At 49.0% G+C, this 21993-nt stretch carries 18 protein-coding genes; 17 read left to right on the forward strand and 1 reads right to left on the reverse strand.

Features of this window, described 5'->3' with window-relative positions:
• Nucleotides 1-2 precede the first annotated feature (2 nt).
• The 10 genes from coxB to gatA all read left to right on the forward strand — a co-directional run bounded on the left by coxB (nucleotide 3) and on the right by gatA (nucleotide 12743).
• On the forward strand, nucleotides 3-1064 hold the full coding sequence (gene coxB, locus AC6I7T_RS16745; RefSeq protein WP_497788474.1) for a cytochrome c oxidase subunit II: 1062 nt from the start codon (nucleotides 3-5) through the stop codon (nucleotides 1062-1064).
• Nucleotides 1061-2728 carry a cytochrome c oxidase subunit I gene (ctaD, locus tag AC6I7T_RS16750; RefSeq protein WP_497788476.1) on the forward strand — a complete coding sequence of 556 codons (1668 nt, stop codon included), beginning with the start codon at nucleotides 1061-1063 and terminating at the stop codon, nucleotides 2726-2728. Before coxB ends, ctaD begins: the two co-directional genes overlap by 4 nt.
• Nucleotides 2721-3458, forward strand: a complete 738-nt coding sequence (locus AC6I7T_RS16755) for a cytochrome c oxidase subunit 3 family protein (RefSeq protein WP_497788477.1) — start codon at nucleotides 2721-2723, stop codon at nucleotides 3456-3458. The genes ctaD and AC6I7T_RS16755 overlap by 8 nt, the downstream gene beginning before the upstream one ends.
• A 31-nt stretch (nucleotides 3459-3489) precedes the next feature.
• Nucleotides 3490-3795: a cytochrome C oxidase subunit IV family protein gene (locus tag AC6I7T_RS16760; RefSeq protein ID WP_497788478.1), complete on the forward strand. Its 306-nt coding sequence runs from the start codon at nucleotides 3490-3492 to the stop codon at nucleotides 3793-3795.
• Between the two features lie 279 nt (nucleotides 3796-4074).
• On the forward strand, nucleotides 4075-5379 hold the full coding sequence (locus tag AC6I7T_RS16765; RefSeq protein WP_497788479.1) for a deoxyribodipyrimidine photo-lyase: 1305 nt from the start codon (nucleotides 4075-4077) through the stop codon (nucleotides 5377-5379).
• A gap of 91 nt (nucleotides 5380-5470) precedes the next feature.
• Nucleotides 5471-6439: an SDR family oxidoreductase gene (locus AC6I7T_RS16770; protein ID WP_497788480.1), complete on the forward strand. Its 969-nt coding sequence runs from the start codon at nucleotides 5471-5473 to the stop codon at nucleotides 6437-6439.
• Nucleotides 6439-7785 (forward strand): nucleotide sugar dehydrogenase, encoded by a 1347-nt coding sequence (locus tag AC6I7T_RS16775; RefSeq protein ID WP_497788481.1) that lies wholly within the window; start codon nucleotides 6439-6441, stop codon nucleotides 7783-7785. The genes AC6I7T_RS16770 and AC6I7T_RS16775 overlap by 1 nt, the downstream gene beginning before the upstream one ends.
• Before the next feature lie 184 nt (nucleotides 7786-7969).
• Nucleotides 7970-10693: a polysaccharide biosynthesis/export family protein gene (locus AC6I7T_RS16780; protein ID WP_497788483.1), complete on the forward strand. Its 2724-nt coding sequence runs from the start codon at nucleotides 7970-7972 to the stop codon at nucleotides 10691-10693.
• Nucleotides 10694-10931: 238 nt separating this feature from the next.
• The gene (gatC, locus tag AC6I7T_RS16785) at nucleotides 10932-11246 is read left to right on the forward strand and encodes an Asp-tRNA(Asn)/Glu-tRNA(Gln) amidotransferase subunit GatC (RefSeq protein WP_497788484.1); all 315 of its coding nucleotides are present in this window, start codon (nucleotides 10932-10934) and stop codon (nucleotides 11244-11246) included.
• A gap of 45 nt (nucleotides 11247-11291) precedes the next feature.
• Nucleotides 11292-12743: an Asp-tRNA(Asn)/Glu-tRNA(Gln) amidotransferase subunit GatA gene (gatA, locus tag AC6I7T_RS16790; RefSeq protein ID WP_497788486.1), complete on the forward strand. Its 1452-nt coding sequence runs from the start codon at nucleotides 11292-11294 to the stop codon at nucleotides 12741-12743.
• A 65-nt stretch (nucleotides 12744-12808) separates the two neighbouring features.
• On the opposite strand, the gene AC6I7T_RS16795 is transcribed toward gatA, so the two are convergent.
• A complete protein-coding gene (locus AC6I7T_RS16795; RefSeq protein WP_497788488.1) occupies nucleotides 12809-13492 on the reverse strand; it encodes a hypothetical protein in 684 nt (227 codons plus the stop codon).
• A 530-nt stretch (nucleotides 13493-14022) separates the two neighbouring features.
• Between AC6I7T_RS16795 and AC6I7T_RS16800 the strand changes: the two genes are divergently transcribed.
• The 7 genes from AC6I7T_RS16800 (at nucleotide 14023) to AC6I7T_RS16830 (ending at nucleotide 21987) form a co-directional block, all read left to right on the forward strand.
• On the forward strand, nucleotides 14023-14742 hold the full coding sequence (locus tag AC6I7T_RS16800) for a sugar transferase (protein ID WP_497788490.1): 720 nt from the start codon (nucleotides 14023-14025) through the stop codon (nucleotides 14740-14742).
• 239 nt (nucleotides 14743-14981) lie between these two features.
• The gene (locus AC6I7T_RS16805; protein ID WP_497788491.1) at nucleotides 14982-16244 is read left to right on the forward strand and encodes a GumC family protein; all 1263 of its coding nucleotides are present in this window, start codon (nucleotides 14982-14984) and stop codon (nucleotides 16242-16244) included.
• Between the two features lie 156 nt (nucleotides 16245-16400).
• Entirely contained in the window at nucleotides 16401-17030 is a 630-nt protein-coding gene (locus tag AC6I7T_RS16810; RefSeq protein ID WP_497788492.1) for a D-sedoheptulose 7-phosphate isomerase, read from the forward strand.
• Nucleotides 17027-18514: a bifunctional D-glycero-beta-D-manno-heptose-7-phosphate kinase/D-glycero-beta-D-manno-heptose 1-phosphate adenylyltransferase HldE gene (hldE, locus tag AC6I7T_RS16815; RefSeq protein ID WP_497788493.1), complete on the forward strand. Its 1488-nt coding sequence runs from the start codon at nucleotides 17027-17029 to the stop codon at nucleotides 18512-18514. Before AC6I7T_RS16810 ends, hldE begins: the two co-directional genes overlap by 4 nt.
• A gap of 35 nt (nucleotides 18515-18549) precedes the next feature.
• Nucleotides 18550-19524, forward strand: coding sequence for an ADP-glyceromanno-heptose 6-epimerase (rfaD, locus tag AC6I7T_RS16820; RefSeq protein WP_497788495.1), 975 nt, complete (start codon nucleotides 18550-18552; stop codon nucleotides 19522-19524).
• 214 nt (nucleotides 19525-19738) lie between these two features.
• The gene (locus AC6I7T_RS16825) at nucleotides 19739-20722 is read left to right on the forward strand and encodes an NAD-dependent epimerase/dehydratase family protein (RefSeq protein ID WP_497788496.1); all 984 of its coding nucleotides are present in this window, start codon (nucleotides 19739-19741) and stop codon (nucleotides 20720-20722) included.
• 254 nt (nucleotides 20723-20976) lie between these two features.
• Complete coding sequence (locus AC6I7T_RS16830) at nucleotides 20977-21987, forward strand: glycosyltransferase family 4 protein (RefSeq protein ID WP_497788498.1); 1011 nt, start codon at nucleotides 20977-20979, stop codon at nucleotides 21985-21987.
• Nucleotides 21988-21993 lie beyond the last annotated feature (6 nt).

Below are 21993 nucleotides of genomic sequence, written 5' to 3' on the forward strand. Positions count from 1 at the left end.
GAATGTCTCATATAAGTCCAGTACTTTGGCAGTTTCTCGAGAAGTGGCTCACGACCTTCGCTCTGTTTCCGCCGCAGGCGTCAGCCATTGCGCCCTATATGGACGCGCTCTACTTCTTCCTGATTCTGATCAGCCTGGTCGGTGTCGTGATCGTGGCGCTGCTCATCTTCGGGTTCTCCTTCCTCTATAGGAAAGAGCGTCATCCGGAAGCAGTACAGATTGAGGGATCTACTCTTCTTGAAGCAACGTGGACCATTATTCCTCTCGGTCTGTTCATGGTTGTATTTGTGTGGGGCGCTCTGCTGTACTTCCGGGTTTTCAATCCTCCGACGAATGCAATGAATATCTATGTTGTCGGTAAGCAGTGGATGTGGAAGGCTGAGCATCCAGGCGGCCAGCACGAAATTAACGCGCTACACATCCCGATCAACAAACCGATTCAGCTTACGATGATCTCGCAGGATGTGTTTCATAGCTTCTCCATCCCTGCATTTCGCGTGAAGCGAGAGGTGATTCCGGGGCGCTATACAACGGTATGGTTCGAAGCGACGAAACCAGGTACTTACCATATCTTCTGTACCCAATATTGCGGCACCTCGCACTCGGGAATGATCGGTGAGGTAATCGCTATGCTGCCAGAGGATTACCAGGCCTGGACTGCAGGTTCCACGAGCGGTAACTCTCTCGCCCAGAATGGGGAACGGCTTTTTGCCAGCTTGAATTGTGCGGCATGCCACTCCGGGGCTCCGGATTCTCGTGGGCCGAGTCTTGCGAATGTTTATGGTTCAAAGCTGCAGCTGGCAAATGGCTCGACGGTGAATGTAGATGAAGCTTTCCTTCGGGAAGCAATCCTAAATCCCTCATCTCATGTAACAGCCGGTTACGCTCCACTGATGCCGACATATCAAGGCCAGATCAGCGAAGAGGGTTTGATTGATCTGGTTGAGTACATCAAGAATCTCAATTCGAATTACCGTATTCAGCAAACACTGAATACAACCCAAGATCAACCTGCACAATCGGGCAAGACGGCTACCCAAGGGCCGGAGGTGGTGAAACAATGAGCGCAAGCACAATCGTCAGGTTGCCGGAGCAGGAAGGCGCAACGCTGCCCAAGCTCCATTTCATGAACAATGAATATGGCCTCAAAAGCTGGCTGCTCACGGGGGACCATAAGCGAATCGCGATTCTTTATCTGATCTCGATTACCTTCTTCTTCTTCTTGGGTGGAGCCTTTGCTGGATTGATTCGCCTGGAGTTGCTGACTCCAATGCCGGATCTGGTTGCGTCAGATACGTATAACAAGCTCTTTACGATGCATGGCATCGTGATGATCTTCTTGTTCCTGGTCCCGTCAGTGCCAGCAACTATTGGCAATTTCGTTCTGCCCATTATGGTTGGAGCAAAGGATCTGGCGTTTCCCAAGATTAACTTGCTCAGCTGGTATCTCTACATGGCTGGCGGTATCTTCACAATCGTGGCTCTGGTAACGGGCGGTGTCGATACCGGGTGGACCTTCACCACTCCGCTCTCCACCCATTATGTGAATACCCATGTAGTTACAGCTGCGCTTGGAATCTTTGTTGCGGGTTTCAGCTCCATCTTCACCGGCTTGAACTTTATTGTGACCATTCACCGGATGCGTGCACCGGGCATGACCTGGTTCCGCTTGCCTTTGTTTGTATGGTCTAACTACGCAGCCTCCATTCTGATGGTTCTGGGAACTCCGGTACTTGCTATTGCAATCGTGTTGGTTGCTTTGGAAAGAACGATTGGAATCGGCGTCTTCGATCCTAACAAGGGCGGAGATCCGCTGCTCTTCCAGCATCTATTCTGGTTCTACTCACATCCCGCTGTTTACATCATGATCCTGCCTGGAATGGGCGTGATCTCAGAGGTGATTAGTACCTTCAGCCGGAAGAGGGTCTTTGGATACACGGCCGTAGCCTTCTCCTCGGTCGCAATTGCGATCTTCGGATTCTTTGTCTGGGAGCACCACATGTTCATTATGGGTGTTTCCAACTACTCAGCTCTGGTCTTTTCACTACTGACCATGCTGGTAGCTGTGCCTTCTGCCATCAAAGTTTTTAACTGGTCAGCAACGCTCTACAAAGGATCGATCACTTTTGAGACCCCGATGCTGTATGCCTTTGGATTTATTGGGCTGTTTACCATCGGTGGTTTGACGGGTGTATTCCTCGGATCGTTAGGAATGGATATCCATCTGACAGAGACCTACTTCATCGTGGCCCATTTCCACTTCGTAATGGTGGGCGGCATGTTGATGGCTTATCTTGCAGGAATCCATTTCTGGTGGCCAAAGATGACGGGTCGGATGTATCCCGAGTCGGTTTCCAAGCTTGCGGCTGTGGTGACCTTTATTGGATTCATTCTGACCTTCTTCCCCCAATTCCTTTTGGGATACATGGGGATGCCGCGCCGCTACCATGCTTATCCTGCGGAATGGCAGGTACTTAACGTCCTGTCGACTGCAGGCGCAACTGTGCTGGGCGTGGGATATTTGTTGCCCATGATCTACATGACCTGGTCGTTGAAATATGGCAAGATCGCGGGTAGCAATCCATGGCAGGCTACAGGCCTCGAGTGGCAAATTCAATCTCCACCATTAACCGAGAACTTCCTTGAGACACCGGTTGTAGATTACGAGGCCTATGACTATGAGTGGCTGGAAAACAAGACCAAACACGAGGTAACGACCGTTGGATAGTCAAGTGATCGTAACCGACGACAAGATGTCAACGAGCTCTGAGCACGAGCATCCGCCTTTTCTGCGCCATCACTTCGAAACTCCGGAGCAGCAAAAGGAAGCCTCCAGTTTTGGTATGTGGCTATTCCTGCTGACGGAAATCATGTTCTTCGGCGGGATGTTTATGGCTTACCTCGTCTATCGGAACTGGTATTTCCCAGCATTTGCCGATGCCAGCAAAACATTGAGCATTACACTCGGCGCAACAAATACGGTTGTGCTTATCTGTTCCAGCTTCACGATGGCAATGGGTGTGTGGTGCGCTGAAACCAGAAGACGTCGAGGTTTGGTGACATCGTTAGCTGCAACGATTGTTTTGGGCTTGGTTTTCCTTGGCATCAAGACCGTCGAGTACACCGAAAAATTTGAGCATCACCATGTTCCTGGTTCCAGCTTTAGTATTCAGGATTTTGTGCACCCAACCGAACCGGGTGAGGCTCCTCTGGCTCCGGATATGGCTGCAAAGGCGGAAGTTTACTTCTCTCTCTACTTTGCCATGACAGGTATGCACGCCTTGCACATGATTATCGGCATCGGCATCCTTGCAGGTTTGCTGATTCGTGCGATGCAGGGGGCTTACACTTCAGGCCACATGACGACAATTGAGAACTTCGGCCTCTATTGGCACTTTGTCGATATCGTGTGGATCTTCCTCTTCCCATTGCTTTATTTGATTAGTCGACATGCATAGGGGAACGAGAGACTTCGAAAGGATCTGAATTATGCAAGAAGAGCACGCAGAACATCACATTGTCAGTCCAAAGGTCTACGTTGTTATCTTCGGAGCCTTGCTCGTTGGTACTCTGCTGACGGTGCTTGCGGCGTTTAAGGAAATGGGTCCGTTGAACCCGGTAATCGCAATAGCGATTGCATGTGCAAAGGCAGTTCTGGTGGTTCTCTATTTCATGCACATCCGTTACAGTTCCAAACTGATGAAGCTGACAATTGCCTCTGGGATCTTTATGTTTGTAGTGCTGATTTCGATGACGCTGTCAGACTACATGAGCCGGGCTTGGGGTCAGTGGTAGATCCTGATTTCTAGACTAGTTCGTTAACCAGGGCGGCGGAGAGCCGCCCTTTCGCTTTGAGGAAACCAATAAGACTCCAGAAAGAATTCCACGGGAACAAAACCTTCTTCTGCTGGCTTGTGGCTCTGGATGCCTTCCCTGCTATTTTCAAAATGTGGTTACAAGATGCCTCCTTCCAAACAAGAGACAGAATTTCTTCCTGAACTGACAAGCCATCCTCGTGTGCAGATACGGTGTTCCGGTTATCCGAAAAAGAACGGGAAATGTGTTGTTTACTGGATGCAACGTTCTCAACGCGGTAGAGGAAATGCTGCTCTTGATTTAGCCGTTCGAGTCGCTGATGAACTGAATCTGCCTCTGGTCACATTCTTGTCGATCATGGCTGCCTATCCAGGAGCTAATCTTCGTCATTACTACTTCATGGGGCAAGGCCTTGCGGATATCGAAGAAGATTTGGCGGCGCGGGGAATTGGTTTTGTGGTCAGGCGTTCTTCGGATAGCTCTCTCGAAGGGTTTCTTGAGGAGGTCAATGCGGCAATTTTGATTGGAGATGAGAATCATTGTCGCGAACCTGAACGGTGGCGCAAAGCTCTCTCAAGGAAACTGCAAATACCTTATTGGACAGTTGATTCGGATGTCGTGGTTCCTTCATCCCTCTTCACGAAACACTTCTACCTGCTGCATCACTTTCGCCCAAAACTCTATGCGGAGTTGCCGAAATACCTGGAAGTGGAGAAGGATCCAGCCCCCAAGAATGAATGGAAGCGAAAAATTGCAGGTTTTGACTGTAGCGGGGATATCACACAAGGCTTCAGCAAGCTTGATCGTTCGGTGAAACCGGTGGACAGCTTTAAGGGGGGGACAAGGGAAGCTCGAAGACTGCTAAAGAAGTTTGTCTCGGAAGGACTCAGCGACTACGGGGTGCGGAGGAATCATCCAGAGATGGAAGGCACCAGCAGGCTTTCGCCTTATCTTCACTTTGGACACATTGGCCCAGCAACGATCTTGTTGGAAATCGAGCAGGCGGTGAAAAAGGGAAGAGTCCCGCAAGATGCAAAAGACGCTTTTATAAATGAGCTGGTTGGATGGCGGGAGTTGGCGATAAATTTCGTGAAATTCACTCCCAACTATGATTCCTGGGAATGTGCCGAACCTTGGGCAAAAAAGTCGCTCGTCCTCCATTCAGAGGATAGACGGGAACATCTATACACTCTCGAACAGCTGGAACTAGCCCAGACGCATGACGAATTGTGGAATGCTGCGCAAATGCAGATGATCAACACCGGCTGGATGCACAACTATATGCGCATGTACTGGGCCAAAAAGATTCTGGAGTGGACACCAAATCCAGCTACGGCGTTTGAATATGCAGTGATTTTGAACGACAAATATGAGCTGGACGGCAGGGATCCGAACGGCTACGCGGGGATTGCGTGGGCCATAGTAGGGAAACATGACCGGCCTTGGTTTGATCGTCCCATCTTCGGGACGGTTCGTTTTATGTCCTACGGCTCTACGAGGAAAAAGTTCGACGCCGACCGCTATATCAATGTTGTTACAGGGAATAAATCTGAACTTTGGTAAAGCAGTTCCGTCCGGATGATATCTTAAAGGTTGCATGGAGGGTTGGATCGGCGCGGCTGAAGCTTGCTGCGCATCCCCAAGTCTTGTCTGAATGGCATTTTTTCTAATTACAGGCGTGGCAGGTTTTATCGGCTCTTCTCTGGCAGAAGAGCTTCTTCGTCGTGGAGATAAGGTTCGCGGGATTGACAGCTTTATCACCGGCAAACGGGAGAACATTGAACCGTTTTTAGGACGCATGGATTTTCGCGAGATAGATCTTCGCGATGCTGCGGCGGTTCAAAGGGCCTGTGAAGGTGTTGATTTTATCCTTCACCAGGGGGCTCTGCCTTCTGTACCTCGGTCGGTCAAAGATCCACGTTCCAGTCATGAGGCAAACATCAATGGGACATTCAATGTCCTTGAGGGAGCCCGCGCAGCTGGAGTAAAAAGAGTGGTTTATGCTGGCTCCTCCTCAGCATATGGGAACCAGCCCGGTATGCCTCGCGTTGAGTCCATGGCTCCAGCTCCCATTTCTCCCTATGCTGTGCAGAAGCTGACAGGCGAGCTCTACATGCAAAGCTATGCGTCTGTATATGGGATGGAAACGGTTTGTCTGCGCTATTTCAATGTATTTGGTCCGAGGCAGGCACCAGATTCCCCATATAGCGGTGTGATGGCCAAATTTGCTTTGCAGATGCTCCGTGGCGAGCAGCCCACGATCTTTGGAGATGGCGAGCAAGGGCGGGATTTTACCTACATTGCGAACGTTGTAACGGCAAATTTGTTGGCCTGCGAGGCGCCCAAAGAGCTGGTGTCGGGAAAGATCTTCAATATAGCTTGCGGTGAACGGCATACCCTTAATGAGACCTATCGCCTGATGGCGAAAATGCTGGATTATCATCAACCCCCGAATTATGGTCCTCCACGCGCCGGCGATGTACTTGATTCTCTGGCGGATATCACTGCTGCAAAAACAGCCTTGGGCTATGATCCTCAGGTTGGTTTCGAGGATGGTCTAAAGAGTACGGTCGAATGGTATCGGCAGGAATATGTTTCGGCCCCTGCCACTGGAGGAATGTAATGGCAGTAGAAGTGGCGGCGTCTTCTCTTTCTCAATGGTTATCTCGAGTTGAGCAACGCCAAGCACGCATCGGTGTGATTGGGTTGGGATATGTCGGTTTACCGCTGGTGCTCCTCTTCAGTGAAGAACGGTTTCGGGTTACTGGTTTCGATATCGACGCTACAAAGGTAGAAAAGCTCAATAAAAGCCAGTCGTATATCCATCGCATCGAACCTGAGCACATAAAGGCAGCGCAGAAGAGCGGTTTTGTAGCGACCTCCGATTTTTCCCAGATCTCGGAAATGGATGCGATTCTGATCTGCGTCCCGACTCCACTCAATGACCACCGTACCCCGGATATGAGCTATATCGTCTCTACTGTGGAGGCCATTGCCCCGCATCTTCGTGCTGGTCAATTGGTCGTCCTGGAGAGCACTACCTACCCCGGAACCACGGAAGAGATTATTGTTCCCGCTATTGAGCGTGCGGGAACTAAGGTGATTCGGTCGGGGATGTCTGCTGATGAAGGCGTGATGGTGGCCTTCTCTCCGGAGCGCGAAGATCCCGGTAATACCAAAGTTGATCGCAAAGACATTCCTAAAGTGGTTGGTGGAATCGAGCCTGCAGCAACTGAAGCAGCTGCTGCAGTTTATAACTCCATTTTCCGGCGGGTGGTGCGTGTTTCCAGTCCTGCAGCGGCGGAGATGACGAAGCTGCTGGAGAACATCTATCGATGTGTAAACATCGCCCTGGTGAATGAGCTGAAAATTCTGGCCGGGCGAATGGGAATCGATATCTGGGAAGTGATCGATGCGGCTTCGACCAAGCCATTCGGTTTTCAACCCTTTTATCCAGGTCCGGGCCTCGGTGGACATTGCATCCCGATTGATCCCTTTTATTTGAGCTGGAAGGCCAAGGAGTTCGATTTCAGTACCCGTTTCATTGAGTTGGCCGGCGAGGTGAACGAGGCAATGCCATACCATGTGGTGGCCTCTGTAGCGCAGGCTCTTAATGAACGCCGCAAACCGCTAAACGGTTCAAAAGTCCTGGTTTTAGGACTTGCATATAAGAAAGATGTGGACGATCTGCGTGAATCTCCTTCTCTGACGATCATCGAACGGTTGCAGAAGAACGGGGCTGAAGTTAGCTACAACGATCCTTTCTTCCCCCTTGTCGGGCAAGGGCGGCATTACCGCTTAAATATGCAGTCTCAACCGCTGGAGAACCTGGGTGATTACGACTGCGTGTTGATCGTGACTGATCATTCCAGCTACGACTACAAAAAGATCGTAGAAGAAGCACAACTGGTGGTTGATTCCCGGAATGCTACCAAAGGCATTCTTTCTGACAAGATTGTCCGCTGTTAAGTAAAGTTCTACTCCCGGTCCTCCATCTGGACCGGGAGGCGTTAAAGAACCCCAAAACAGTTCAATACGATAACCTAATTTGTGAATCCAGTATTCTGTGAAGGAGTTGGCAATAGGGCGAAGACCTGCGTGTGAGCAGTGAGAGTAGTAGGCCAATCCTCGCCGAAATATGCCACAGGAGTCTATGGGTAAATCAAGAGCCCTTCTTTTTGCAGTAGCGATTTCTTTCGGTATCAGTTGTTCATTAGGTGCGAAGGCAGCCTTCGGGTTGCAGTTTCAGATAGGTACCCCTTCCACAAATACAGATTCTTCAGGTCTGTCCTCTGGCTCCGACCAGCAGAACACAAATATTCGGATGTCACCTATCTCAATTCCTTCCACTTCTACAACGTCCTCAAGTTCTTCGGGTACTACGGACCAGGGACCCTATATAGATTCAGGTGGTATTCGCCGTCCAATGACCCAGACGGAACGGCAGATGTATGAAAGGGACCGGCGTTGGCGGGAGATGATGTCTGAGCCTGAGACGGACTTCCAAAAACTGGCTCGGATCTCTCTTGGTGAACGCCTGCAGGTCTATGGACGGAAGCTATTCCTGGATGGTCCCTCTACCTTTTCTCCAGTTGAACAGGCTCCGGTGACGCCCGACTACGCGATTGGGCCGGGAGATGAGCTTCTTGTTCGTACCTGGGGACAGATCTCCTTTAATGATCATCTGACGGTTGATCGCTCAGGGGACATCTATATACCTCGTGTTGGCTCGATTCACGTGGCAGGTCTTCCTTATTCCTCTTTGCAAAAGAATCTGAAGACGGAAGTCGGCCGGGTATTTCGCAACTTCGATCTGACGGTCAATATGGGGCAGTTGCGCTCCATCCAGATCTTTGTTGTTGGACAAGCCGTTCAGCCTGGCAGCTATACAGTCAACTCTCTTAGCACTCTGGTGACAGCTATTTTTACAGCCGGTGGTCCTTCAAAACAGGGTTCAATGCGGCATATTCAGTTGCGACGGAATGGGGAAACAGTCGGTGAATTCGACTTTTACGACCTGATGAGCAGGGGTGATAAATCCAAAGATCTTCACTTGCTCTCCGGGGACGTTATCTACATTCCTCCTGTCGGGCCGCAAGTTGCTCTCGGTGGCAGTGTCAAGAATCCAGCAATTTATGAGCTGAAGGACGAGACCACCACAATTAACCAGCTTCTGGAAGTTGCCGGAGGGGCGAGCACCACTGCCGGACAGGGTGACATCCTGATCGAGCGAGTTGTAGGTGGTGCTGATCGGCAAGCCATGCGGGTCGTGATGGATGCTGCCGGTTTGGCTACGGCTTTACATAACGGGGATATTTTGAGATTTTCCCCACAGACCCAACGCTTTTCTCAAGCCGTTACTGTTCGGGGGAATCTGGCCAATCCGGGACGCTTTGCCTGGCACCCGGGAATGAAATTGAGCGAAGTAATCCCCGAGCGTGAAGCACTTCTGACAAACAATTATTGGCAGCGGCGAAACAGCTTGGGGCTTCCTGCTCCGATGTTCGAACCTTCGCGCCAGAGATCGATTCCAGTTTTTGTTACCAGCACGCCTACAGGACAGATTTCAGCTAGTAATTCTAGTCCGACAGGAACGAATGTTCCTGGGCAATTCGGGACCTTGACGCTGGGAGGCGTAAACGCAAATAGTCCGGAATCCTCGAATGTTTATGGAAGCACAAGCAATACAACGGGGGCGATGACGGATGCCAACTCGAATTACGGAGGTCTCGATAATAGCTCCCCAGATGGCTTATCTCCCAATGCGGCAATGGATACTACTGGCCTGATGGGCGTTACTCCTCAAGGATCTGCAACTCCTGCTTCCCAGGGTGTTCCAGGTTCCTCTTTGGGTGCAGCAATGTCGCCCGGAACATTTGGGCGTAAAGTCGATGTCAAATTGGCTGCTCCGGAAATTGACTGGTCTTATGCCGTGATCGAGCGTTTGGACCAAAAGAATCTGAAGAATAAGCTCCTGTCCTTTAATCTCGGGAAGTTGGTTTTGGATCATGACGAGAGCCAAAATCTAGAGCTTCAACCGGGAGATATTGTCACCATCTTCTCCCAAGGTGACGTTCGGGTGCCGATGGATGAACAGACAAAGTATGTTCGACTTGAGGGCGAATTTATCAGTGCTGGCATTTACAGTGCGCTTCCTGGGGAAACTCTCCGTCAGCTGGTGGAGAGAGCTGGCGGGCTTACACGTAACGCCTATTTATTTGGTTCTGAATTCACTCGCGAGTCGACCCGTCGTATCCAGCAGCAACGACTAGAGGAGTACACCTCAAGGCTGACGTCGGAGCTACAGCGGTCAATGATTAATCAAATGACTGCCGGAACCGGATCCTCTACTCCTGACAGCGCCGCTTTTGCAGCAATGCAGGCGTCGCAACAACAGGTTCTTCAAAGATTGAGCCAAGTGAGAGCTTCGGGACGAGTTGTTCTTGGGCTTCGTTCCGACAGCAAGGAACTCAGCAGCATTCCCGATATCCCACTGGAAAACGGGGATATCTTCGTGGTTCCCTCTACTCCTTCGAGCGTGAATGTGGTTGGTGCTGTTTATGATCAAAACTCCTTCATCTACAACTCGCGGAAAACAGTTGGGGATTATCTAAAGCTTTCGGGTGGTCCCAACAGGAGTGCAGATCGCCGGCATGCTTTCGTAATTAGGGCGGATGGTTCGGTCTATAGCTATGAGGCTGCAAAGGGTATTTGGGGGAATGAATTTAAGACATCCCATGTAAATCCTGGAGATACCATCATCGTTCCTGAAAAGGTCTTCAATCCTTCGGGCATGCGACAGTTTATGCAGTGGTCGCAGATGATCTCTTCTCTTGCTCTGGGAGCAGCGACGATTGGAATTCTCGCCAATCAATAGCTCTTTAATTTGAAAAGAGGGAAGAATGCCGTTAAATTGCTGGCGTTCTTCCCTCTTAACTATTTAGCTGGGCTTGTCTTGAAATGTAGGACGAGTTCCGAATCCAGCATATTGCTCGGTCCAGTTGATAACGTCCCTGCCTCATTTTCTCCCCACAGCTTCATACCGCAGGTGATTGGACCAGTTGGTAAGGGCTATACTCAAGTTTCGGTATCCCAGCACAATTGTGGAAGGCAGCATGACAGCAAAAGTGAGTTTAGATGAGGTTCGCCGGGTGGCCGAGTTGGCAAATCTGGAACTTACCTCGGATGAAGAAACGCGCATGCAACGTGATTTGAATGCCGTGCTCGAATATGTGGCACAGTTGAATGAATTGGATACGTCAGCTGTTCCTGCCATGGCTCAGGTCACGGAGATTCTGGCTAACGTAAAAGAGAACTCTTCTTTGCGCGACGATGCCTCCTTGCCATCTCTCGATCGCTCCCGCGTTCTGGCCGTGGCACCGGAAAGTGATAAAGCGTTCTTCAAGGTTCCAAAGGTGATCGAGCGCTAACGGCCTCGTCCTCACCCTAACAGTTTCTTTTTTGGATACAGGAGCATGACAGAAAGTACCGCAATTGCAAAGCCGCCTTCCATAAAGAAAATTCGCGAAGACATAGTTTCCGGCAAGCTAAAAGCTACTGATTTGGCTGAGAGCTATTTTTCACGAATTGCGGAATTGAACCCTACACTGAATGCGTATCTGTCCCTGACGCGTGATCGCGCATTATTGCAAGCAGATAAGATCGACGCGATGGCCGCGGCTGGGAAACCATTGCCTCCTCTTGCTGGGGTTCCTACCGGAATAAAAGATGCACTGGTGATGGAGGGAGCTCCGGCTACGGCTGGCTCCAAGATCCTGAAAGATTACAGGCCCCCTTATGACTGTACTGCGGTCAATCGCTTGGAAGCTGCAGGGGCGGTATTTCTGGGAAAGCTCAATTGCGATGAGTTTGCCATGGGATCTTCCAATGAGAATTCCGCATATGGTCCTGTAAAGAACCCGGCAGCCCTGGATCGAGTCCCGGGAGGTTCCAGCGGCGGTTCGGCCGCAGCTGTTGCTGCAAATCTAGCAGTAGCAACTCTTGGAACGGACACCGGAGGTTCGATTCGTCAACCAGCTTCCTTTTGTGGTGTTGTCGGGGTGTTACCGACCTACGGTAGAGTCTCCCGCTATGGGCTAATCGCATTCGCCTCGTCTTTGGATCGAATTGGACCATTTGCAGCCTCTGTTGAAGACGCAGCTGCTTTTCTGGGCGTGATTGCTGGGCATGACCCCAAAGACGCGACTTCGTCCGCCGAGCCTGTTCCCGACTACACGACGGCTCTTCAGCAACCGGTCAAGGGACTACGTATTGGTGTTCCCAGCGAGTATTTTGCCGAGGGACTGGATCAGGAAGTCCGAGCTGCGATTGAAACAGGGATCGAACAGCTCAAGGCTGCAGGATGTACCATCAAGCCCATTTCTCTTAAACACACTCGGTACGCTATTCCGACCTATTACGTATTAGCGACAGCCGAGGCCAGCTCGAATTTGGCAAGATTTGACGGCGTGCGCTATGGATATCGCTCTCCCAATACAGACAACCTATCGTCCATGTATCGTTGTTCACGAGATGAGGGGTTCGGAGCTGAGGTAAAACGGCGTATCCTCCTTGGGACCTACGCTTTATCGGCTGGGTATTACGACGCCTATTACCTGAAGGCTCAAAAGGTACGGCGTCTTCTAGCTCAAGATTATCTTGAAGCATTTGCCGAGGTAGATGCGATTGTGACTCCGACGGCACCGACTCCAGCCTTCAAGTTGGGGGAAAAGACGGACGATCCCCTGGCTATGTACCTGGCGGATATCTACACCGTGACAGCCAGCTTGGCTGGTATTTGCGGAATCAGCGTACCCTGCGGTAAGTCCCACGAAGGACTGCCAATTGGCATGCAGATTCTGTCAAAGCATTTCAACGAAGCTACCATGTTTCGCGTCGCTCGAGCTGTAGAAGAAGCTCAGCAATAGTAGGCCGCTGATACTTGAGAGATCTCCAGGGGAGATCCCTCAAGTATGGATTTCCGAAATCCCGCTTATTTTGAAGATTCCTGATCTTCCTCTTCGAGTAATACCGCCGTATTGCCCAATAGATTAAAGCTGACCGGTTCCGTTCCCGTCGGATGAAAGGTCACGCGAAGCGGGTTCTTCTGCCAGTTAGTTTTTCCGCATACCTGCTGAGTAGCTGTCTCAGGTGTCCAGGGTTTAAGTTCCTTTGACAGAATGGGTCTGCGCCCACCTATTTGGCTTACAACCGCTTCAAGCTTCTTCCCATTCGCAGCAAGACCACAATAAGCTCCATAGTCTCTAAACCAGACAACCTCGCTGATAGCAAGATCATAGCTAGGCAGGTGGAGAACAGAGATATGTCCGCTGATTCGATCAACGAGAAGCCAGGGCCCGAGTTGCCAGATCCAGCGATCAGCTTTCTCGGTCGGCAATGCGTCATTTATCCGCATGGCGCGCCGAACAACAAAGCTTCGGTCTGTCACATTGTGATGTGACTCGCTGGTCCATTCCTTGATTTGTCCATCAACCAAGAGAGGCCGGACCCTTATTACGGTTTTCTGAATAGGAACTTCAGCTGAATTTGTAACTGAGAAATAATATGGAACAGTTCTGGAGAGCCCCAAAACTACATTGTGTGGCTTTCTTGCCGCTACAGCTGGTACGGCTAGCACCAGACACATCCATAGGGAAGCAGTTTTGTATGCGCTCATTCTGTTTAGGTTACACCGCTTCTTCTGCAGCGATGTGAACAGCTTCGGGCGGCCAAATTCTCCGGAAGTTAAGAAATTTGCCTTTCGCTAATCCGTAAAAAATCACTTGAGCCGCACCAAGATTAGTGCAATCTGCCGAATTTATGCTCCTTATTGGGGAGAACAGAGGATTCAAACATCTTCCGAAAGACAACTCTCCGCCGCGTATAGTGTTAACGAAAACAGTTAAGACCGGCGAGATGGATCCAGATGGCGCTTTTCCGGGAACAAAAACCGCGAGAAGTGTAAAATAAAAATCTCGAAAGTCCTTTACAGCGTATTTATTAAGGGCGATTAATTTACCGCTAGGTTCACCTTCGTCATGGAGTGTGGCGCGAGTGAAGCGTTGCGGATTTCCCTGGGATAGCGTGCGGTTGCAGTACAAGCGTTGGACAAGGTCACAGCGCATAAAGATAAAAATATTTCTTCAGAAGACCCGATCTTGAGTGGGTCTCTGTACTGCGAGCTGAATTATCACAAGTAATGAGGCTATGAACGAGAGAGCATTGGACAACCTAGCGACGCAACCCAAAGACGACGATATTTCCGTACGGTGTGTGGCCATAGAATGGGACGCCCCCTTACCACGCAAGGGCCCAATTCCGATCTATGCCTACCTCCGCTACCGGGAACGGCCCGCTTATCAGTTGATGAAGCGCTCCGTCGACCTGCTTTTGGCCCTGACCGCTTTAGCTATCTTTGGCATACCAATGCTAGTGATTGCGTTGTTGGTGAAGTTGGGCTCTCCAGGCCCTGCTTTGTATTGGTCCTATCGGGTAGGGCGTGGCAATCGTCTCTTCCGTATGCCCAAATTCCGTACTATGCGGATCGACACGCCGGAGACTGCGACTTGCGATCTCTGCGATCCTCAACAGTATGTGACCAGGGTTGGTAGCTTCCTGCGTCAGACCAGTATGGATGAGTTGCCTCAGATCTGGAGCATATTGCTTGGCGATATGAGTGTAGTTGGCCCTCGTCCGGTGATTCGGAGCGAGACAGACTTGATTACCTTGCGCACTCAAAATCAGGTACATCGCTTAGTTCCGGGTCTTACCGGCTGGGCTCAGATCCACGGTCGCGATCATGTAGATGTTGCTCAAAAAGTTGAGCTAGATCGGCACTACCTCGAAAATCGCTCCGTGTCGATGGATCTTCGGATTATTGGAGAAACCTTCTTTAAGGTCCTCACTCGCGAAGGTGTACACCACTAAGACTGGGTTGAACCTTCGATCATCTGGAATGGATCTCGCGTCGTCTGAAGAGCTAACAAAACTGAGTTTCATGTTTTGCTTCTCCTGGGACGACGCTTTTCGTGTGCCTGTACAATCAGGAGTGTTATAGCTGAAGGTTTGGAAGCTATTTAATCCAGCTAGGTTTTGACTTGGGTCAGTACCTTCGGCGATCTACCAGAAGCAAACTGGATAATAGTTGTAGGAGTCAGGCAATCGGAATGCAAACAGCGGATGTAGAAAACCGCACTTTGGCAGGCGTGGCACCTGCAAGCAGTGCTTCGGATACCGTGCAGCAGCAGCAAGAAGACGAAATTTCACTCTTGGATCTTCTGATTGCTTTGGCCAAGAGAAAAGGCCTGATAATAAAAACGGCTATTTCGTTCGCCGTCTTGGCGATCATCATCTCTTTTCTCCTTCCCAAAAAGTACACCGCAACCACGACCATTCTGCCGCCCCAGCAAAGTGGTTCCTTGAGTGGTGCCCTCCTCTCCCAGATGGGAAATCTTGGATCTCTTGCTTCCATGGCGGGTGGTGGGCTTGGCCTTAAAAACCCTAATGATATGTATGTTTCCATGATTCAGAGCCGAACCGTGGAAGATGCAATGATCAAACGCTTCAATCTAGCGGTCAGATATAAGGCTAAATATCCGAGTGATGCGCGAAAAGCATTTGAAGGTCATCGGGATGTTAAGGCGAATGCAAAAGATGGCTTGATCCAGATCTCAATTGAAGAGAAGGACCCAAAGTTCGCAGCAGAGATGGCTAACGCCTATGTCGAGGAATTTCAGAAGTTCTCTTCGACGATGGCGATAACCGAGGCTTCACAGCGGCGACTGTTCTTTCAGCAACAGTTGGAGCAAGCCAAAGATAATCTGGCCAACGCAGAAGAGGCCCTTAAGAGTACAGAACAAAAAACGGGTGTTATTCAGCTTGATAGCCAAGCTCGGGCGCTAATCGAATCAGCGGCTTCTCTACGAGCGCAGGTTGCGGCCAAAGAAGTGCAAATTCAGGCTATGCGTTCTTTTGCGACTGATCAGAATTCAGAACTGCGAGTAGCAGAACAAGAACTAGCAGGGTTGAAAACACAGCTGGCGAGGCTTAGCGGGGCGGAGAATCCGAGTGTACAGGAAATTGTGGTTCCTAAGAGGCAGGTTACAGAGGCCGGGCTTGCCTATGTCCGTAAGTATCGAGAAGTGAAGTACTCCGAAACAATTTTTGAGATCCTTGCCCGACAGTTCGAAATGGCAAAACTGGACGAAGCTAAACAGGGAGCTCTCATCCAGGTAGTTGATCGAGCAGTCCTCCCAGATAGAAGGTCATCACCTAAGCGAGCAGTAATTGTCATTATTGCTACAGCTGCTGGGTCATTCTTTGGAGTCGTCTTATCCCTTGTCCTAGAAGGATTGCGGAACGCAAAGCCCGAGGATCGCGAAAGATTAAAGGTCCTAATAGATCTACTGCGAAGTAGGCGTACAGCTTGAAGTGAGTGGACTAATGGGTTGCGTAACCAGATCAAGATAATCGAAGGCACCAGAGGATAGGTTCCGGATTTTTCCTGAGCTGATTTAACCACTCCAAGATATCGAAATCGCGATGGTTGATCAGAATGTACGCCACACCTAAAGGGCGGTGACAGAATGTTTGAGAATAAAGCAGTGACAAATTCGACTCTTATAGGTTATTCAAAGATCCTCTGTCTGGCACTTGAAGAACATTTACATGTTATCGAGAGCATGAGGCCTAGTCTGGAACTTCTAAATGAAGTTGCCGCTAATATGTACATGGCACTTCGAAAGAATAGGACAATCTTTTGGTGCGGTAATGGCGGCAGTGCAGCGGATTCTCAACACTTGGCGGCTGAACTGGTGGGGCGCTTTAAGAGAGAGAGGATCGGGTTGTCATCGTTAGCTTTAACAACTGACACCTCGGTTCTTACATCAATCGGGAATGATTATGGATATGATCACGTATTCTCTAGGCAGGTGGAAGCTCTTTGCCATAAGGGAGATATCGTGGTTGGAATATCGACTTCTGGTAACAGTACCAATGTTTGCCTTGCACTAAAAAAAGCGCGTGAACTCGGGGCATATACCTTTGCTATGACTGGTGAAGGGGGGGGCAAAATGGCTTCATTAGTTGATGCTTGCCTAAAGGTTCCTTCGCATGAAACCGCAAGAATTCAGGAGGGCCATATCTTAGCCGGACATATGCTTTGTGATTGTATAGAGCTGGCATTCTCTAATGTTGGCGAAGGGGTATCTGCATGACATCCGATATTCATGAGCTTGTTACGCTGATCGAAACGGGATGGAAAGACAAACATATTCTCGTCGTTGGCGATGTCATGCTCGACAAGTACATCCGGGGAAATGTAGATCGTATATCTCCGGAAGCTCCGGTGCCTGTCGTTCATGCCTTACACCACAGTGAGCAACCTGGTGGTGCTGCCAATGTTGCGATGAATATCGCTGGCCTGGGTGCTAGGGCAACATTGGTAGGTTTTGTGGGAGAAGATCCAGATGCTCAGAGTTTGGCGAGGAGCATTGAAAAAGTCGGTATCGGCAATTGCTTAGTACGAACCCCGGATGGTCCAACTACTTCAAAGTTGCGTATCCTCAGCGGAAGCCAGCAATTAATTAGGCTTGATACTGAAGATACTGCGCCCCGTCCACGGCAGGACTATGATTCTCTAGTGGAGCAAATAGTATCGCTACTACCGCAAACAGATGCAGTTATCTTATCGGACTATGCTAAAGGGGTATTGACTGAGAATATTTGTCAATATGTTATTGCCAATGCTTGTGCATTAGACATACCGGTACTAGTGGACCCCAAAAGTCGCGATTTTAGTCGATATAAAAATGCAACGACGATTTGCCCCAACCTAAAAGAACTTGTTCTTGCTACAGGTGCTAATCCATCCGATACCGAAGCGCTCCTACAGCAAGGGCAAAGATTAGTGTCTCAGTTGGGGCTGGAATTCCTGACCGTTACTCTCAGCGAAAAGGGAATTGCGCTGCTCTTTCATGACAAACGTTCGTATGCAACCGCTGTAGCAAAGCAAGTTTTTGATGTTTCTGGTGCTGGAGATACAGTGATCGCCACGTTAGCACTTGCGATTTCATCGGGCATACCTGCAGAGGAGGCAGCCAAACTAGCAAATATTGCTGCTGGTATTGTTGTCGGAAAAGTTGGCACAGTTCCGGTCTCGAAATATGAGGTCGTTGCCGCATTGAAAGGAGCTTCTTCAACCCAGGTCGAAGAGAAGATCTTGAATCTCTCCCGTTTAAAATGCAGAGTAGAAGAATGGCGAGCATCGGGGGAAACAGTCGTATTTACCAATGGTTGTTTTGATATCCTTCATGTCGGACATATTACGCTGTTGGAGGATTGTCGCAGATTTGGTTCGAAGCTAATTGTGGCGATTAATAGCGACTCATCTGTCAAATGTTTAAAGGGGCCAACAAGACCGATTGTTGGAGAGCACGAACGCGCAAGGATCTTGTCAGCACTTGCAGCAACTGATGCAATTATTGTTTTTGATCAAGAAACCCCTCTCCAACTCATACAAGCTTTACGTCCAAATGTTCTTGTAAAAGGTGGCGATTATACTGAAGCCACAGTTGTGGGAGCTGCGGATGTGATGAGTTGGGGGGGGCGAGTTGAGATTATTCCGATGGTTGCTGGCTTTAGCACAAGTGGTATTGTTCAAAAATTGAAAACCCAATCATATTCGGAACAGCCAGTCTAATTTCGTTATAGGTGCGATAGAAGGAAAGTAAGTCGATGATTATAGTAACGGGTGGTGCGGGTTTTATTGGGAGCAATATTGTTAGAGAATTAAATCAAATTGGCGAAACCGAAATTCTGGTTGTCGACAATCTCCTGTCTAGCCCTCACAACAGCAGGCCCAAATTTTTCAACCTTGAAGGTACTCGGTTTGCAGACTACATGGGCAAACGAGAATTCCGTGAAGCACTAGCTACTAAAAAGCTCTCAGGGATAAAAATTCGTGCGATTCTTCACAATGGCGCCTGTTCCAATACCATGGAAGATAACGGTGAGTACATGATGGATAATAACTTTACGTACTCCAAGGAACTGCTGCATTTTGCGCTAGATCATCAAATTCCTTTTGTCTATGCATCGACGGCTGCTGTGTATGGTCTCAGCCAGAGCTTCAGCGAATCACCGGAGAATGAGCATCCCCTAAATATCTACGGCTTCTCAAAGCTCGTTTTTGACAATTATGTGCGTCGGTTGCTGCCGTCCATTAACACCACGGTGGTGGGACTGCGATATTTCAATGTTTATGGTCCCTTTGAGACGCATAAGGGGCGGATGGCTTCGGTCATTCATCACTTTTCACATCAGTTAAAGCAGACCGGAAAGATCCAAATGTTTGAGGGCTCCGGCGGTTATGGAAACGGGGAGCAACGTCGTGATTTTATTTTTGTACGCGATCTCGCGCGGATTAATCTCCATTTCGCTGGGTTGCTAAGGGGTGCTCCATCCACCCGAGGCGTTTTCAATGTCGGCACAGGAGCCTCTCGAACATTCAATGATGTGGCGAAGGCTCTGATGTCTGAACATGGAAAGGGGCAAATAGTCTATATACCTTTTCCTGGCGATCTAGTTAATCGATATCAGCATTTTACAGAGGCGAATATTCGTGCGTTGCGATTTGCAGGCTGGACAGAGGACTTTACATCGCTTGAGCAAGGTATTCATGAGACCTTTCGAGATCAGCCCATCAGCTAAACAGGGTAACGGTTGCAAGCTAACAGATATCTTGCTATGCCAAATTGGTTTTGGCCTTTACAAAAGAGCCGTGTACCCTTTAGCGTTTGTTAAAATATGATTAGGTCAGATCCAGGGGATTCGTGAAAGGGATCACTGAAGAGCCCCTGATTACTGTGCAATGTAATCGACTGGGTAATTGCATTTGCTCAACTATAGCTGCGGAGGAATTTCCATGAAACGCGTATTAGTAGCTGGAGCTGGTGGATTTATTGGTAGTCATTTAGTCAAGAGGCTTAAAAGAGAAGGCTTTTGGGTGCGAGGTGTTGACCTAAAGTATCCGGAGTTTGCATCAACTCAAGCTGATGAATTCACTATTGGTGATCTGCGCGACCCCCGCGTTGCGTCCAAGGCTGTTGAGGTAATCGATGACATTTATCAGCTAGCAGCAGACATGGGGGGAGCCGGGTATATCTTCACAGGCGAGCATGATGCGTGTGTCATGCATAATTCCGCAACTATTAACTTGAATATTGCCGAAGCCGCCCGAATGGCAGGGGTGAAGCGCATCTTCTATTCCTCCTCCGCCTGTATTTATCCTGAGCGCAACCAAATGGACCCTGATAGTCCAATTTGTTCAGAAGATTCTGCGTATCCTGCTGCTCCAGATAGTGAATACGGCTGGGAGAAACTCTTTAGTGAAAGACTTTATCTCGCATATGCACGTAATTATGGAATGGAAGTTCATATAGCCAGATTTCACAATATTTTTGGCCCCGAAGGGACATGGCAGGCAGGGAGAGAAAAGGCTCCGGCAGCAATTTGCCGCAAAGTTGCTGAAGCATCGGATAGAGGCGAAATAGAGATTTGGGGTGACGGCAATCAGACACGCTCGTTTCTGTATATTGATGAATGCGTAGAAGGTGTAAGAAGACTAATGGAATCGGATTTTGCGGGACCTGTTAATATCGGTTCTGAAGAAATGATTACTATCAACGGATTAGCCCATCTCGCCATGGAAATCGCGGGAAAAGAGTTGAATATTCGTCATATTCCTGGTCCTCTCGGTGTTCGGGGGAGAAATTCTGATAATCGTCTTATTCTTGAAAAGCTAAATTGGGCTCCCTCCCGTGCATTAAAAGAGGGATTAGCAAAGACATATCACTGGATTGAAGGTCAGGTTGTACTTCAAAAACGTGAGCTGGCTACCAAGTCCTAGAAAAGGGAACACAGTTGCCGAGTGTCTTTGTCTTTTATCATTATCTTCCTCCCGATGATGTCGTCAGTGCAGTACATTTCGGAGATCTCTGCTCGGAATTGAATGCGCGCGGTTGGGACGTCACCGCATTTCCGTGTAATCGGGGTTGCAGGGATGAATCCCGCAGATACTCTTCTATAGATCTCTGGAAGGGCGTCACGATAAGCCGTATCTGGCGTCCTCGTTTCAAACAGTCATCTATAACGGGGAGGATCTTGAATTCTCTCTGGATGATAAGCCGGTGGTGTTTTCTGTCTGTTCTGAAGCCGCCACCCGACGTCTTGATTGTCGGAACAGACCCAATTTTAAGTGTCATCGTAGCACTAGCATGGAAACTCTTAAATCCCAAGACGAAGATTGTTCACTGGTGTTTTGATCTATATCCTGAAGCGGCAATAGCGGATGGGGCAATTCAGTCCAATAGTCTGATTGCGCGACTACTTAAGCCGATCTTAAAGAAATCATATGCTGCATGTGATCTTATTGCGGATATAGGTATCTGCATGCGAGATAGAATTAACCAATATAACGCTAAGGCCAAAACTGCTACTTTGGTTCCGTGGGCACTTGAAGAGCCGAAAAGATCCGTTCCTGTCTGTATTGAGGAGCGACGAGCCGTTTATGGTGCCAATGTACAGCTAGCCTTGATGTATTCAGGGAGCTTTGGAAGAGCGCATACTTTCGAGGAAATCTTAATGTTAGCGCGACTGATGCGCAAAGATGGGATTCGGGTGGCATTTAGCGTGCGAGGAAATAGAGAGCATGAGTTAAGGCAAGCAATAACATTAGACGACTCAAATATTTACTTTGCGCCATTTGTCTCTGCTGATAAGTTATTGGATCGCCTCGCTGCGGCGGATATTCATATCGTTACACTTAGAGAAGAATGGACTGGAGCTGTTGTCCCTTCAAAATTTTTTGGAGCTCTGGCTGCTGGTAGGCCCGTACTGTTCTGTGGAAGCTCTAGATCTTCCATTGCAAAATGGATTGCAGAGTATAAAGTTGGATGGGTCTTATCGTTAGATAACATGTCTAAAGTAATCAATGAGTTAAAAAGCATTACTTCAGATCGATCTAGGATGGAAGCCTTATTTCAGCACTGCCAAAAAGTATATGAAGAACATTTTTCAAAAGCCGTTGTTATGGATCAGTGGGATATGTTCTTGAAATCGCTCTTCACTACTGAACAAAATCTTACCTATTCTCAAGATAAGTTAAAACATTGATTACAA

This window comes from Humiphilus diazotrophicus (assembly GCF_059726315.1).